Below are 14,729 nucleotides of genomic sequence, written 5' to 3'. Positions count from 1 at the left end.
CTCCTTATTTGCGCAATTTCGGATCAAGTGCGTCGCGCAACCCATCACCAAACGCGTTGAAAGCCAACATGGTCAGGCACAGGAACAGTGCTGGGAAAAAGAGGCGCCACCATTCCCCTGACAACACCGTTACCAGCGCATCATTGATCATCGTACCCCAACTGGCTACTGGCGCTTGCACTCCCAGCCCCAAAAAACTTAAAAACGCTTCTGCGAAAATGGCGCTCGGTACCGTCAGCGTCAACATGATCAGGATGGGCCCCATCGCGTTCGGTATCAGATGTTTGACCAGCAGACGGGAAGTTGTGGCCCCCAGCGCTTGCGCGGCCAGCACATACTCCTGTTGTTTCAGTTGAAGCACTTGTCCCCGCACGAGCCGCGCCATATTCAACCAACCGGTCACGGTGAGCGCGAGGATGATTGTCCCCAATCCCGGCGGCAAGATAACCATGAGCAAAATCACCGTCAATAGATAAGGAAGACCCCACAGCACATCCACTACCCTCATCATCACTTCATCCAGCCGACCGCCGCGAAGCCCCGCAATGCCGCCATAAACCACGCCGATGCCCATGTCAATCATAGCGGCCGCCAACCCGATAGCGAGTGAAATACGCCCACCTTCGCACACCCGCACAAACACATCTCGCCCCAAATCATCCGTGCCAAACCAATGCTCAGCCGACGGCGGCAAATTGCGGCCCGTTTGCAGGTTTTGCTCATTGTATTCATATTCGGACAGCATCGGGCCGACAATTGAAAGGATCGCGATCAAGACAATGGTAATGAGACCCGCCATAGCTAACGCGTTTTGTCGCAACCGTCGCCAACTCTCCCGCCAATACGACACCCGGGGGCGGCGGATCGCCTCCATCGCCGGCCTTGAACGGCTCACACGCTGAAAACGGGGATGATACACCGGTTCCATGTCACTTGCCTCCTTTGGCCAACTGAATCCGTGGGTCAATCCAGCCATAAGCCAGATCAACCAGGAAATTGACGATAATCAACAGCGAAGAGTAAAACAGGGTGATTCCCATGATCAAAGGATAGTCACGGTTGGTGATGCTCTCCACAAAATACTTGCCAATGCCCGGTATGGAAAAAATGCTCTCAACCACAAAACTGCCCGTCAACACCCCGACCGTGAGCGGTCCCAACACGGTGACCACAGGTAAAATCGCGTTGCGGATCGTATGGCGGACGATCACGAACAAGGGTGGCAACCCTTTGGCTCTGGCCGTACGCACATAATCTTGCGTCAAGACCTCGACCATGCTCGACCGCATCAACCGAGTCACGCTAGCTAGAGGGAACGCGGCCAGCGCGATTGTTGGCATCACAGTAGACGCGAACCCTTCCCACGTGGCCACTGGCAAAAGCTCCCACTCGACCCCCAAATATTTTTGCAAGATCGGAGCCAGCACAAAGCTAGGCACAGAGATCCCCAACACCGCCACCAGCATGGAGAAATAGTCCAGCGACCTGTTTTGCTTGAGCGCGGCCACGACGCCCAAAGCAAGGCCAGCCACAACCGCTACCAACAACGCTTGCGCCCCCAACTGGGCCGAGACGGGAAAACCTTCCGCCACAATCTCATTGATCGAGCGAGTTTCATATTTGAAGGAAGGGCCCAAATCCAGCGACACCAGATTTTTCATATAATGGACATACTGAACGGGCAGCGGATCGTCCAATTGGTAATAAGCATACAAATTACGCAACACTTCTTCGGGTAGTTTTTTTTCATTGCTGAACGGATCGCCCGGAATCGCTTTCATCATAATGAATGTGACCGTCGCGATCACCCAGAGTGTCAACACCATCTGTAACAATCGGGACATCACATATTTGACCAACGCCAACACCTCCTGAAACAATGATAGATGGATCGATTCAATTATTTTAATCATCACCTAAACAATGATTTTCAGTCAATAAATAATTTTATCATTAATCTGTTTATTATAACTCCACTTGGCTTTACTCAGCAGAATAGGGATTCCCATCTACTCCGGTTCATTATATGAGATGAGATCACAGAATAGAAAAGGCAGTCCGCCCTCCCCAGACAGACTGCCTCTCTTGTCTACACTTTGACTTCGATCCGATCCAGGCCAAACGCCGAATGTAGGCGGCGCGCCCCTTCCAGAGCCTGCTCCCGCTCCACCACGCAGGAAATTTTAATCTCGGAAGTGGAAACCATTTTCACCCGAATGCCCGCTTCGCTTAACGTGGCAAACATCTTGGCCGCTACACCCGGGCGGGCCATCATCCCCACGCCCACCGCGGAAACCTTGGCCAATCCCCCTTCATACAAAATCTTGGCAAAGCCCAACTCACTTTGCGCCGCCTCCAATACCTGCCGCGCTTCCAAGCCTACTTCTTCATTCACACTGAAAGCCACATCAACCCGTTCATGATCATGTTCGCTCTGGACGATGATATCCACATTGATGTGCGCCTCGGCCAACAATCCAAACAGCCGCGTCAACGTTTCTTCATGATTCGGCAATCCCAACACCTTGATTCGTGCCACTTGCAGGTCGTGTGCGATGCCGCTGACATGATGCGAGGTTTCCATCTCATTTTCCCCCTTAATCCAAGTGCCCGATTCATTGACAAAGCTAGAGCGCACCACTAATTTCACCTTATTCCGCAACGCGGCTTCCACCGAACGTGGATGAAGCACGCCCGCCCCCAAGTGGGCCAGTTCCAACATCTCTTGGTATGAAATCTCATCCATCTTCTGCGCCGCCGGAATTACGCGGGGATCTGCCGTATACACGCCTTCGACATCCGTGTAGATCTCGCAATAATCAGCTCCCAACGCAGCCGCCAATACAACGGCCGTCGTATCTGAGCCGCCCCTTCCCAATGTCGTGATCTCCCGTTGAGAAGAAATCCCTTGAAACCCGGCGACGACCACAATTTCCCCTTGATCCAACGCCGTAGTGATCGTCTCCGTGTTCACATCATGAACCATCGCCCGACCATGGACACAATCGGTGGTAATCCCTGCTTGCCAGCCAGTGAGCGAGCGGGCTTTCAATCCTTTCCGATGCAAGGCCATGGTTAATAACGCGATGCTCACTTGTTCACCTGTCGCAAGCAACATATCCATCTCGCGGGGAGAAGGGTGTGGATGAATCTCTTTGGCCATCCCAACCAATTGATCTGTGGACTTCCCCATCGCCGACACCACTGCCACACAACGCTTCCCTTGTTCATAGGTACGAGCTATGATCTCTGCTACGGCTTGAATCCGTTCAATGCTTCCTACCGAGGTACCGCCAAACTTTTGCACCACGATGCTCATGCTTACTCTCCTCTCGATTCTGCATAGCTGGCTGGGGCCTGACTGGCAAAGCAAACTGACCCCTAAAAGCGGCGGACAAACCGGTTTTCCTTAAACCGATGGGTGTTAAAAAACCGCAGATATGAATCAGACATGACCCAGAAAGGCCTGTAAAAAAACAGAAAAGGCCACAGCAGAGAATCGCTCGCTGTCGCCTTTGTTTTTTTTCGCTCCAGCTCGCTCATCTACTGCGGATTAGCGCTTCACAAAAGCAACCCATGCGCTTTTGTGACAGTCCTGTTCCTGTTCGGATACAGTCCCAGCCTGCTTTCTGTCGGGTCTTCCAGCAAACTTCGGCGGCGTTTCCCTTTCCTTGTCCATCAACGGCCCGTCCTCCGAACAAGTACTCATGAAACCCGCGCCTCTACTCCACAATGAGTGGCGAGAATTCAAATAAAATATTAATTTTTATGATATTAACATAGCTCGATCCGAGTTGGCAAGGGCAAAAAAACATTTGCTCAAGACATTTTCACACTGATTCTTTATGATTAACATATAAATCAAAATATATTTAAAGGATGAAGCGGATGATCAAATATCCTCGCACACGCCATTTGTCGGGGTCAGGACTGCAACCCGGCGATGAAGACTTAAACATAGCAACTTATAAGGAACTGATCGGACGGCATATTGTCATCGAAGAGAAGATGGACGGGTCCAACACGGGCATCCGTTTTACCCCGGACGGCTCCTTGCTATTGCAAAGCCGCGGGCATTACTTGACGGGTGGCCCCCGAGAGCGGCAATTCGCCTTGTTCAAAAGCTGGGCTCACCACCATGCCCCTGCGCTTTGGGATTTGCTCACCGACCGATATATCATGTATGGCGAATGGATGTATGCCAAACACACCATCTTTTACACCGACTTGCCCCATTATTTTTTGGAATTTGATATTTACGACACACAAGCCGGTGCCTTCCTTTCCACAGCCAAACGGCGGGAATTCTTGGCCAAAGCGCCTTTTATCGTTTCGGTGAGGGTCTTGTATGAAGGCGTCGCTGCCAGAAAAAACACCTTACCGGATTGGATCGCCCCTTCCCCGTTCATTGCCGCAGACCATTTGGAACAACTAAGGCAACTAGCCGACCTTTTGGGACTGCAGCCCGAACTGGCTTGGCGGGAAACGGACCCTTCCGGATTGATGGAGGGTTTGTATATAAAAGTGGAAGAGGGCGATTTTGTGCAAAACCGTTACAAATGGGTGCGTTCCGACTTTTTGCAAACCATCATCGATTCCGAATCCCACTGGATGAACCGGCCACTCATTCCCAATCAATTGCGGAAAGGAGTGAATCTTTTTGATTGATTCTGTACCATTTAACCGCCAGCAAGCTCTTGACCAATTCCCTTGGTTGCAAACACTTAGCCACGTGAACCAAGATCCACATTATCATGGGGAAGGGGATGTGCTATCCCACACATGGATGGTGGTGGATGAACTTCGCCGGCTCCCCGCGTGGCAAGCCTTGGCACCGGCTGAGCAATCCTTGTTGCTAAAGGCCGCCCTGTTTCATGATATCGGCAAAGACATGCACAAAGATCGGCGACGACGGCCGCATCCATGCTCCTAATCATGCCAAAGTCGGTGCCCAGATCGTGAGAGAGAAAATGCAGGCCCTACCGCTTCAAGAGCGGGAGATGTTGGTACAACTCGTCCGGCATCACGGTTTGCCATTGTGGTTTTTTGAAAAGCCCGACCCCGAGAAAGCGGTGGTTGGCGCCAGCTGGCATATCCGCCTCGATTGGGTAGCCATGTTGGCCGAAGCTGATGTGCGCGGGCGAATTTGCCCAGACCAAGCGGAATTGTTGGAGCGGATCGCCTATTTCCGCCAATATGCCACCGAACTGGGCTGCTACACACAACCCAAACCCTTCGCCAACAACCATACCCGCTTTCGTTATTTTCGTAGCGACCACCTGCGGATCGACGACGTGCTATATGATGATACCGACTTCGAAGTGATCATGATGTCTGGATTACCCGGTGCGGGCAAAGACACCTGGATTAGCTTGAACCATCCGGATCTCCCAGTCGTTTCCTTGGATCGCATCCGGCATGAACGCCGCATCTCTCCTACCGCCAATCAGGGAGAAGTGGTCAGCATCGCCAAAGAAGAGGCCAAATGTCTGTTGCGAAGAAAACAACCATTCATCTGGAACGCCACCAATCTCACTCGGCATTTACGCGATCCACTCGTTGATCTATTCGCTTCCTATGGCGCGCATGTCAGCATCGTGTATATCGACGCGCCGCTTACGCTGTTGTTGTCCCGCAATCGAAGCCGGAAACAGGCCGTTCCCGCAGCAACGATCCGCAAGCTGTTGCAAAAATTAGAAGTTCCTACAGCCGAGGAAGCGCACCAGGTACGGTGGATCGAAAGCGAACAAGCCTGACTCCCTATGGAAGCCAGGCTTCTCTTTCGCCCGTTAGCTAGCGTAATGCTTTAATACCTTTTGCAAACGGAGCGCAGCTTCAATCGAGCCTTTTACTTTCAGCTTGCCCATCATTACCGCCGTCGTCGCTCCCAGTTTCCCCGTGACGAGCTTCAGCAAATCCTCATCTTTGATCTGCAATGAACAAGTGGGCTCCCATTTGTTTCCTTCGGCCCACTCCGCTTGTCCATCTGCAAACCGCACCTGATATATCCCACTGGTCACTTCCAACTGATACACATCGTTCAAATGACTGATTCCCGTTGGATCTTGATTGATTTTCTCCGCCATTGAAGTGAAAATCCGGATTAATTCCACACATGCCACTCCTTTTTGTCATGATAAATTGATTATAATGCAAAAAAAGCTTTACTTGGCATCTTTCTGGCGAAGCGATATAATGGCTAAAGAACAGATCAGGCTGTCTTAGCCTGTTGGAGCGTGAAAATATGTTCAGTAGTATCGGTATACCCGGACTTATTGTCATCCTCGTTGTCGCCCTGCTTTTGTTCGGGCCAAAAAAATTGCCTGAATTGGGACGCGCAACTGGACAAACTTTAAAAATGTTCCGCGATGCAGTATCCGGTAAAGACGATTCCAAAGAGAAAAAAGAGGATAAATCATGACGCAAGCTCACCCCAACCGGGTGAGCTTGCTCTCTTTTCTCTCTTCTTCCAGCTTGATGAGATGAGCGGTATGCAGCCCGCTGATCGCCGCCATCGCTTGATCCCCTCCCGGATACGCTCCGGCGCCTGCATAATACAGCCCTTGTCGCTTGCGATCCTTGAGCGGTTGGCGGATCGCCGCGCGAAACCCATGAAAAACCCGTCCATTCAACGCCCCGCCATAGGCCCCCGTCATCTCCTGCAAATCAAGGGGGCCCAACCACTGCTCTACTTCGATCTGCTCACTCAGCCCTTGCAGACCCCAAACCCGTTCCAGCAAGTACAAAAGTCGCTCCCGGTACAATTCAAACTGACCCGGTTTCAGCCCGAAGCTGGCTGGCACCTGAACAGTGACACACAAACTGCAACCAGAGCCGGTGCGATCCGCTTCATACAAACAGGGATTCCCCACATAAATCAAGGGGGCGTCAGGCCATTCCCGCTGTTCAAACAAATCAATATAGTACCGCTCCATCTCGCGCGGATAAAAATAATTATGATAATGCAACACAGGATACGTTTCTTTGCAACCAAGCAAACCTACGACCTGCGAACAGCTGAGTTGCCTCATATCTGGCGCGTACCGCTCATCCTTCAACAACGACACCCTCGTTTGGATGGGATCGATGCAAGACACCACTACATCTGCCTCCCATTTTTCCCCGCCTGCGTCTACGCCGGTCACTTTGCGGTCAGACAACAGGATTTCATCCACAGCGCATCCCGTGTGCAACTCCACACCCCGCGACTGCGCCAGGCGCACCAACGCCTCAATCAACCGCTCATTCCCGCCTTCGACGTAAGACACTCCCTGCACCAATTCCAAGTAGGCGAACATCGCCACCACCGCTGGCGCCTTATAGGGGGAAGAGCCAACATAGGTTGCATAACGGTTCATCATCGCCAGCATGCGGGCGTCGTCGAAAAAGCGCCGATGAAAAGCATCCAGCGGCTGCAACAGCTTCATCTTCCATGACGATTTCACCGCTCCCGGACGGAGCAGATCCGTCCAACCCACTGTCGGACTGGCTAAGAGCGTTTCTTCTACCCACTCGTATATGGTTTGTGCCGCATACAGATAGTCCAAAAAGCCGGTGCGGTTTTCCGGAGAAAATCCCGTCAGTTGATCAGCCATCGCCTCGCCATCTGCAGTTAAATCAACAATCGACTTATTGTAGAAAAAGTGCCGGCTGTTTACTGGCAAGGGAATGAACCGCAGCGAAGGATCAACTACTGAGCCAGCTTCCCGAAAGATGCGTTCAAACACCCATGGCATCATCATCGGCGCCGGTTCCAAATCAAACTGATACCCTCCTCCCAATTGGATTGCGCGGCACGATCCGCCCACCTTGCTTTCTTTTTCAAACAGGGACACCTTGAAATCCATTGTGGCCAATTTGATCGCCGTCACCAAGCCGGCCAAGCCGCCACCAATGATGATCGCTTTTTTCATTGCTGTGATCGCCCTTTCTTCCATCTTCGCCACCATTGGCTGGCCTGCTTCAGTCCGTCCCGCGCGCGATTCCACTGCTCCGGAAATGATGAGAAGCCCTGCCAAGCCAACTCAAAACCGGTGAGCCGGTTGGCAATCACCCCTTCACGCATAGCATCTAGCTCTAGCGCCAACTCCTTTTCACAGGCGGCGACCCATTGCCGACGATGGCCTTTAGTAAATGTCTCCGGCAACAATGGATCTGCAAGGCGAATATAGACATCCGGCCGACTTTGGGTAAATGAAGTGTAAATTGCCACCGGAACAACTTGTACCTGCCCACCCGTTTCAAGCAACGACCCCAGCCCCGGTACGAAGCGGATAGGGCGTGCGTCTTGATGAACGGCTTCTCCTTGGCCCAAAATCCACAACGAACGGAACCGCGAGGACAACAGCTCTTTTCCAGATTCCAGCGCTGACCGCCACTCCTGATAATCATCCGGGTCGACTTCGATGAATCCTTGATCTTTCAATAATGAAAAAAAAGGCCACGCCCGCTCTTGCAGCAGGACATAGGCGTCTTGGCGCAGATATGCGTGATTCAGCCACAACACGAACAACGGATCCCACCAATGGCTATGATTCACCAAATATAAGGTGGGGGTAGACACATTGATGCGTTCCGAACAGTTGACATACATCCGCGCAAAATGACGCCGCAACACACATGTCACCATGGCATGCACAAGCGGCGTAAATCGTTTATTTTTCTCTTCCGCAATCATCCGAGTCACTCCTCTGTCCGCATATGACGCCCTTCTTTGGCAATGCCGTCCATGAACACAGTGACTGCCATCTCCGCTAGCCGGCCGATCTCCTCCGCATCTGTTTCCTTGCGGCAATGTTTCGCCAAAGTATCCAACATCCCCAGCCACAATTCCACCAGCATCGGAATCTGCTCGGCCTGCGCACGCACTTCCCCTTGCTCCACCCCCTCTTGAATCAGATCCTGCAACGGCTTCACGATTGCACGATGCAACGTGAGATGCACGCGTTCGGTCAGGTCAGGACGCAGTTGTTCATCCACGTCGCGCATTAGTGGTTGCATCGACATGGAGGCATAGTGGAAAAAGCCCGTCGCCAAACAAATGAGGCGTTGCCGGACACTTCCCCCTTTTGCGATTCCCCGTTGGATATGCGTCCCAGCCAACTCCAGTTTTTTGCACACCACCGCCGCGAACAATGTCTCTTTGTCAGGAAAATAATGATACAGTGTCGGTTTGGTGATGCCCACGGCGTCCGTTATCATACTGATCGAAACGGCGGCATAACCACTTTTTAAAAACAATCCCGCCGCTTCGCATAAAATCTTCTGTTCAGTGTCCATTGTCCCTTCCAAATCTGAGCGCCTTGGCCTACCCGGCGCCCGCTTTACCCGGTCCTTCAATCTCATACCCCTTTTGATTTGAATTTCAATCCATGTACCATCATACCAATCGCGATCAAAAATACAATCAACTTCTTTTAAGCCGATTCTACACGGTTTCTCCCCTTGTTTCCACCCTGTTTTTTCCAACAAAACAATGAAAAAACGCCTCTTCAAGGAGGCGAAACGCGACCGGCTGACGAGCAATCGTTTAAATATTCCAAATTAACATCCCAAAAAAACCCATTTCATTTCAACCAGTCTGCAACTTGAGACAGACGCCGCTCGATTTGATCTAGCTGTTGGTTCATCAAGTTAAACTTCAAATTCATTTCTTTGCGAAGTTCATGCAATTGTTTGGCGATGAGGGCAATATTGGTTTCCACATATTCCATGTTGTAATCAGCATCGTCCGACACATGCGGGCTGGACTCAGGTTGCCGCTTTTGATACGGTCTCTCCCGCAAATAACGGAATACCTCATGCGCGTTTCGCACACCCACTTCATCCAGCTCCTCAGCCAATTGCAATACATATGTACGAACGATTTTATAATTATTTTCGATGAGGCAATACTCGAACAACGCGTTGATGACGCCATTAGAAAAAGCGTGTGTCTTCTTCAATTCATATACCAGCTGGACCAACTGTTTGGACAAAGGTTGGCCTCCCGTATATTGGCGCAAAAATTCTACCGGTTCGGTATTCTCCATTTTAAGGATTTGTTTGTCAAGTGCTGTCATAAATACCCTCCCGCATCAGATATGTACCCTCATTATATCAAAAATTGCAAAAGAACGATTATAAATTTCGAAAGATGCGAACATAAATAAAGCCCTGCCCGACACACTGACCGGGCGGGCTCATGTCTTCACAGGCGCTTTTCGCTTCAGGGCTTCCATAATTGATTGGGCTAATTTGTCACTGATGCCGGCTTTGCGGAATTCTTCTAGGCCGGCTTCGCGCATCTTGTCAATCGATCCGAAATGGCGGAACAATTGTTGTTTGCGCTTCGGCCCCACGCCTGGAATATCGTCCAGCTCGGACTTGATCAATTGTTTGCCACGCGTTTGCCGGTGAAAAGTAATTGCAAAACGGTGCACTTCTTCCTGTATGCGTTGAATCAGATAAAATGCTTGGCTTCCTTGTTTGATATCTGTTTCTTGCGGCGGGTCTCCAAAAAGCAACCTTGCAGTGCGGTGCTTTTCATCCTTGACCATCCCCCCGACCGGAACATAGAGGCCCAGTTCGTTTTCCAACACATCCAAGGCCGCGTTCATCTGTGTTTTACCTCCGTCGACCAAAATCAAGTCGGGCAACGGCAAATCTTCCTTCAACACACGCGTGTATCGGCGGCGAATCACTTCCCGCATCGTCTCCACATCATTGGGCGATTGCACGGAGCGGATTTTGTACTTCCGGTATTCTTTCTTCTCTGGTTTCCCATCGATAAAGCAAACCATCGCCGATACGGGATCAACCCCTTGAATGTTGGAGTTGTCAAATGCCTCAATCCGACGTGGCAAACCGATGCCAAGCGCATCCCCCAACTGGTTGAGCGCTTGAAACGTCTTCTCTTCATCTCTTTCCATCATCTGAAACCGTTCATTCAAAGCGATTTTGGCATTTTCCATCGCCATTTGCACCAAGTTCTTTTTCATGCCTCGTTGCGGAATGGCTACCCGCACCCCGGAAAGCAATTTTCCGACCGTTTCCCAGTCCGTTTGTTGCGGCAAGTCTACTTCTTTCGGGAGGGTGGGTGCTTCATGGTAAAATTGCGCGACATAGGACAAAAAATCTTCCTCCGGTTCATGATAGTGGGGGAACACAGAGACATCACGCTCAATCAGCTTTCCTTGCCGCACATAAAAGACCTGTACGCACATCCAGCCTTTCTCCGCGGCGTATCCAAACACATCGCGATCCACATGGTCATTGAGAATGATATTCTGCTTTTGCATCACCGCATCAATGTCCGCCAGCAGGTCGCGAATCTCTTTGGCCCGTTCAAACTCCAGATTCTCAGCCGCCTCTTCCATTTTTCTGCGCAGATCCTGCTTTAATTCAGGGTACCCCCCGTTAAGAAAACGGGTCACTTTGCGTATAATATCTTCGTAAGCTTCCGCTTTTACCTCATATTCACACGGCGCTAAGCATTGGCCCATATGGTAGTACAGACATACCCGTTTAGGGATCGTCTGGCACTTGCGCAACGGGAATAAACGATCCAACAACTTCTTAGCTTGCTGGGCGGCTCCGGCATGGGGATACGGACCGAAATACTTCGAGCCGTCCTTTTTCACCTTGCGCGTCACTTCCAAGCGGGGATGCCGCTCTTTGGTCAACCGGATGTATGGATAAGATTTGTCATCCTTTAACATCACGTTGTAACGCGGCCGATGCTTTTTGATCAAGTTGCACTCTAAAATCAAGGCTTCCACCGGCGAGCCGGTCACAATATACTCGAAATCGCAAATATCCATCACCAATCGTTGCGTCTTACCGTCATGGCTGCCTGTAAAATAAGAACGAACCCGGTTTTTTAAACTTTTGGCCTTGCCCACATAAATGATTTCCTGATCACGATTTTTCATCAGGTAACACCCAGGTTGATCCGGCAGCAGGGCCAATTTCTCTTTCAGCATTCCCCTCCCCTCCTTTCCTCGCGGCAGTGCTCTGTCCCATGCATACCAACAGCGGCAAAGGACCGCCCCTGTCGCCGTTTTAAGCCTTTCTCCGGCGATGGCTAGGCTATCTTAGCGCATCGATAAAAAAGGCCTAATATATTATATCAATTTGCGGAGCCAGCGGCATGGTGAATCTTGCCTTTGGCCGACCGCTCTGGAACGTTTGGTGAATCTTCCCTTCTCACGATAGACAAATATGTAATTTATGTTTAATATTATTTAGTCTAAAAATATACAAACTGTTCAGGAGGAACCAATGGAACACATAAAAAAACATGGTTTTAAACTGGCCTGGATCCAACTTCTCGGCATGATCGTCCTCTTCGTTATGTACGCAGGGGCCATGCTCGTGTATTATCTGATCTCACTAGCCGTCGGTATGTCCAGCATGATGTCCAATCCCAATCCGTTTGAATCGGCAGCGCAACTGGGGACCGGCCTCATCACCCTCAGCATTGTTCTTTATTTGGGCCTGCTGGCGGTCGAAATGATCATCGGCGCCATGTCAACAGGGGCCATTTATGGGATCAGCATTGAAGCAGTGTTTAACAACCGCGTTACTTTAAGCTTGTATTTCCACCACATGTTTCGCCACATCAAGCGCTTAACTCTGTTGTCGCTGACGACATTTCTCCTACTGGTTCCATTCATCATCGCCATCGTGGTGATCTCCGTTATCGCAATCGCAAATCCACACGACGTCGGTGCCATCAGTCTGTCGCTTGCCATCTTAGCGTTCGTGGTGTATAGTTTGTTCATCATCGCCATCACCATCTTCGCCCCCATCATGATCATTCATGAAAAAAAACCAGTATGGGAGTCGATCAAGCTATCGGCAAAGTTGTGGGGACGCGCCTTCGGCAGATCCCTTAGTGCCGTGCTATCCGCTTTTTTCATCACCTTACTCATCGTCCTAGGGTACTTATTGCTCATGCTGTGCTTCGCTCTTCTCACGGGCGTCTCTTTCGATAATGACTTGAACGGCTTGGGCTCCATGTCAATCATCTTTTTGGTGATTTTCTGCATTTTCTTCTTTATCTTCATCCTTCCCTTTGCATCGATCAGCTTCTATTTGATCTTGATCGGCCGTTATCAAAAGCGTCTGCGTCCCGTCCTGTTCCCCGAGCAAAATCAAGAGGCGCCAGCAGAAGTGCAATCTGGTGCGGAAGAACCGGCAGACGCCGACGAACAGTCCAACCAACCTTCAGACATGTAAAAAGGCCTTGGCATTACGCCAGGCCTTTTTTCTTGCTTTTACAGGTGTTCCTTCACCCAAGCAACCAATTGCTCTTTTGGTTGAACACCCAACGCTTTGTCAACCGCTTTCCCGTTTTTGAAAATCATCAGGGTTGGAATCGACATCACGCCGAATTGGCCAGCAGATTCCGGGCTGTTGTCCACGTTTACTTTCACGATTTTCACTTGCTCGCCGATCTCCGCATCGACTTCTTCCAAAATGGGGGCCAGTTGACGGCATGGGCCGCACCACGGAGCCCAAAAATCCACCAAGACGACACCAGCGTCCGGGTTTTGGACTTCTTTATCGAATGTTTGATCCGTAATTTCCAAAATCGCCACGGTCAAACCCTCCTTCTAATGTGCCTATGTAACAGGTTCTTTGCTAGTATACCACTTCATCAAAAAAAGTTCCAAGCGTTTCGGCTCACGAAATGAAAAGAAGAGCACAACTGTGTGCCCTTCTCGTCTTCACCCAGAATCACTTTTTCATTTACGCTTGATCCGCAAGCAACTTCTTCAGTTCTTCGGTCAACAGCGGCACAACTTCAAACAGATCACCGACAATGCCGTAATCGGCTACTTGGAAGATCGGCGCTTCGGGGTCTTTGTTGATGGCGACGATCACTTTGGAGTTGGACATCCCCGCCAAGTGCTGAATCGCTCCGGAGATACCGCAGGCGATATAAAGGTCAGGGGTGACCACCTTACCTGTTTGCCCGATTTGCAAAGCGTAGTCGCAGTATCCCGAGTCACAGGCCCCGCGTGAAGCACCCACTGCGCCGCCCAAGAGGTTGGCCAGCTCTTGCAACGGCTTGAATCCATCTGCGCTTTTCACGCCGCGTCCGCCAGAGACGATGACGCGCGCTTCGGACAGGTCCACCCCGTCAGTCGATTTTTTCACCATGTCTTTGATCAGTGTGCGCAGGGAATCTGCTGCAAACGTCACGGTCACCTCTTCGATGTCCGCTTGACGAGAAGCGTCGGGTTCTCCTGCAGGAATGTTGTTGGGACGCAAGGTAGCAAAAACGGTACCCTCAGTGAACACCTTTTTGACAAACGCTTTGCCGGCATAAATCGGACGGGTGAAAACGATTTTGTCCCCATCCAACTCCACCTGCGTGCAGTCGGAGACGAGCCCCAAGCCAAGACGCGCGGCCAGGCGAGGGCTAACATCTTTGCCCACGGCCGTATGACCAGTGAAGATCACATCCGGCTTCACTTCTTCGATCACTTTTTTGTACGCTTGGAAGTAAGCGTCCGTCGTATATTGATCCAACTCTTTGTTCAACACGACAACCACTTTGTCCGCACCGTGTTCAGCAAGGGTGCCGGCCAAGTCCTTAGCTCCTGATCCCAACACCGCCGCCGTCACTGTTCCTCCCGCCGAGACTGTGCGTGCCGCTGCCAGCGCTTCCAAGCTAACATTGCGGAGTTTGCCCTCACGAACATCAGCCAGTACCAATACGTGTTTGCCCATGTTTCGCT

At 51.0% G+C, this 14,729-nt stretch carries 16 protein-coding genes and 1 riboswitch; of the genes, 5 read left to right on the top strand and 11 right to left on the bottom strand.

What is annotated here, in order from left to right; translation table 11 throughout:
* Positions 1-4 precede the first annotated feature (4 nt).
* The 3 genes from QQZ12_RS03050 to QQZ12_RS03040 form a co-directional block, all read right to left on the bottom strand.
* A complete protein-coding gene (locus QQZ12_RS03050) occupies positions 5-928 on the bottom strand; it encodes an ABC transporter permease (RefSeq protein ID WP_284723948.1) in 924 nt (307 codons plus the stop codon).
* 1 nt (position 929) lies between these two features.
* Positions 930-1,844, bottom strand: coding sequence for an ABC transporter permease (locus tag QQZ12_RS03045; protein ID WP_102993791.1), 915 nt, complete (start codon positions 1,842-1,844; stop codon positions 930-932).
* Between the two features lie 245 nt (positions 1,845-2,089).
* Positions 2,090-3,319 (bottom strand): aspartate kinase, encoded by a 1,230-nt coding sequence (locus QQZ12_RS03040; RefSeq protein WP_284723947.1) that lies wholly within the window; start codon positions 3,317-3,319, stop codon positions 2,090-2,092.
* A gap of 227 nt (positions 3,320-3,546) precedes the next feature.
* Positions 3,547-3,733, bottom strand: a riboswitch (Lysine riboswitch).
* 155 nt (positions 3,734-3,888) lie between these two features.
* Between QQZ12_RS03040 and QQZ12_RS03035 the strand changes: the two genes are divergently transcribed.
* From QQZ12_RS03035 to QQZ12_RS03025, 3 genes are read left to right on the top strand one after another with little or no spacing between them, the layout of a single operon-like run.
* Positions 3,889-4,668 carry an RNA ligase family protein gene (locus QQZ12_RS03035; RefSeq protein ID WP_284723946.1) on the top strand — a complete coding sequence of 260 codons (780 nt, stop codon included), beginning with the start codon at positions 3,889-3,891 and terminating at the stop codon, positions 4,666-4,668.
* Positions 4,661-4,933 carry an HD domain-containing protein gene (locus QQZ12_RS03030; protein ID WP_284723945.1) on the top strand — a complete coding sequence of 91 codons (273 nt, stop codon included), beginning with the start codon at positions 4,661-4,663 and terminating at the stop codon, positions 4,931-4,933. Before QQZ12_RS03035 ends, QQZ12_RS03030 begins: the two co-directional genes overlap by 8 nt.
* Positions 4,934-4,958: 25 nt before the next feature.
* On the top strand, positions 4,959-5,756 hold the full coding sequence (locus QQZ12_RS03025) for an AAA family ATPase (protein WP_284723944.1): 798 nt from the start codon (positions 4,959-4,961) through the stop codon (positions 5,754-5,756).
* Positions 5,757-5,789: 33 nt separating this feature from the next.
* Here the strand turns inward: QQZ12_RS03025 and QQZ12_RS03020 are convergent, their stop codons facing one another.
* A complete protein-coding gene (locus QQZ12_RS03020; RefSeq protein WP_284723943.1) occupies positions 5,790-6,113 on the bottom strand; it encodes an SCP2 sterol-binding domain-containing protein in 324 nt (107 codons plus the stop codon).
* Positions 6,114-6,244: 131 nt separating this feature from the next.
* On the opposite strand from QQZ12_RS03020, the gene QQZ12_RS03015 reads away from it, so the two are divergent.
* Positions 6,245-6,421: a twin-arginine translocase TatA/TatE family subunit gene (locus tag QQZ12_RS03015; protein ID WP_102991938.1), complete on the top strand. Its 177-nt coding sequence runs from the start codon at positions 6,245-6,247 to the stop codon at positions 6,419-6,421.
* 7 nt (positions 6,422-6,428) lie between these two features.
* Here the strand turns inward: QQZ12_RS03015 and QQZ12_RS03010 are convergent, their stop codons facing one another.
* The 5 genes from QQZ12_RS03010 to uvrC form a co-directional block, all read right to left on the bottom strand.
* Positions 6,429-7,949, bottom strand: a complete 1,521-nt coding sequence (locus QQZ12_RS03010; RefSeq protein WP_284723942.1) for a phytoene desaturase family protein — start codon at positions 7,947-7,949, stop codon at positions 6,429-6,431.
* The gene (locus QQZ12_RS03005) at positions 7,910-8,677 is read right to left on the bottom strand and encodes a lysophospholipid acyltransferase family protein (RefSeq protein WP_284723941.1); all 768 of its coding nucleotides are present in this window, start codon (positions 8,675-8,677) and stop codon (positions 7,910-7,912) included. Before QQZ12_RS03005 ends, QQZ12_RS03010 begins: the two co-directional genes overlap by 40 nt.
* A gap of 5 nt (positions 8,678-8,682) precedes the next feature.
* Positions 8,683-9,339: a TetR/AcrR family transcriptional regulator gene (locus QQZ12_RS03000; RefSeq protein WP_181352839.1), complete on the bottom strand. Its 657-nt coding sequence runs from the start codon at positions 9,337-9,339 to the stop codon at positions 8,683-8,685.
* A gap of 227 nt (positions 9,340-9,566) precedes the next feature.
* The gene (locus tag QQZ12_RS02995) at positions 9,567-10,061 is read right to left on the bottom strand and encodes a DnaD domain protein (protein ID WP_054095476.1); all 495 of its coding nucleotides are present in this window, start codon (positions 10,059-10,061) and stop codon (positions 9,567-9,569) included.
* Between the two features lie 120 nt (positions 10,062-10,181).
* Positions 10,182-11,963 (bottom strand): excinuclease ABC subunit UvrC, encoded by a 1,782-nt coding sequence (gene uvrC / locus QQZ12_RS02990; protein ID WP_284723940.1) that lies wholly within the window; start codon positions 11,961-11,963, stop codon positions 10,182-10,184.
* Between the two features lie 298 nt (positions 11,964-12,261).
* Between uvrC and QQZ12_RS02985 the strand changes: the two genes are divergently transcribed.
* Positions 12,262-13,221, top strand: a complete 960-nt coding sequence (locus QQZ12_RS02985) for a hypothetical protein (protein WP_102991932.1) — start codon at positions 12,262-12,264, stop codon at positions 13,219-13,221.
* A gap of 38 nt (positions 13,222-13,259) precedes the next feature.
* On the opposite strand, the gene trxA is transcribed toward QQZ12_RS02985, so the two are convergent.
* Positions 13,260-13,583: a thioredoxin gene (trxA, locus tag QQZ12_RS02980; RefSeq protein WP_102991931.1), complete on the bottom strand. Its 324-nt coding sequence runs from the start codon at positions 13,581-13,583 to the stop codon at positions 13,260-13,262.
* Positions 13,584-13,734: 151 nt separating this feature from the next.
* Complete coding sequence (locus QQZ12_RS02975) at positions 13,735-14,721, bottom strand: electron transfer flavoprotein subunit alpha/FixB family protein (protein ID WP_102991930.1); 987 nt, start codon at positions 14,719-14,721, stop codon at positions 13,735-13,737.
* Between the last annotated feature and the right edge of the window lie 8 nt (positions 14,722-14,729).

The sequence above is a fragment of the Laceyella tengchongensis genome (genome assembly GCF_900182735.1).
GTDB lineage: Bacteria > Bacillota > Bacilli > Thermoactinomycetales > Thermoactinomycetaceae > Laceyella > Laceyella tengchongensis.
This window is presented reverse-complemented; position numbering and strand designations above follow the sequence as displayed.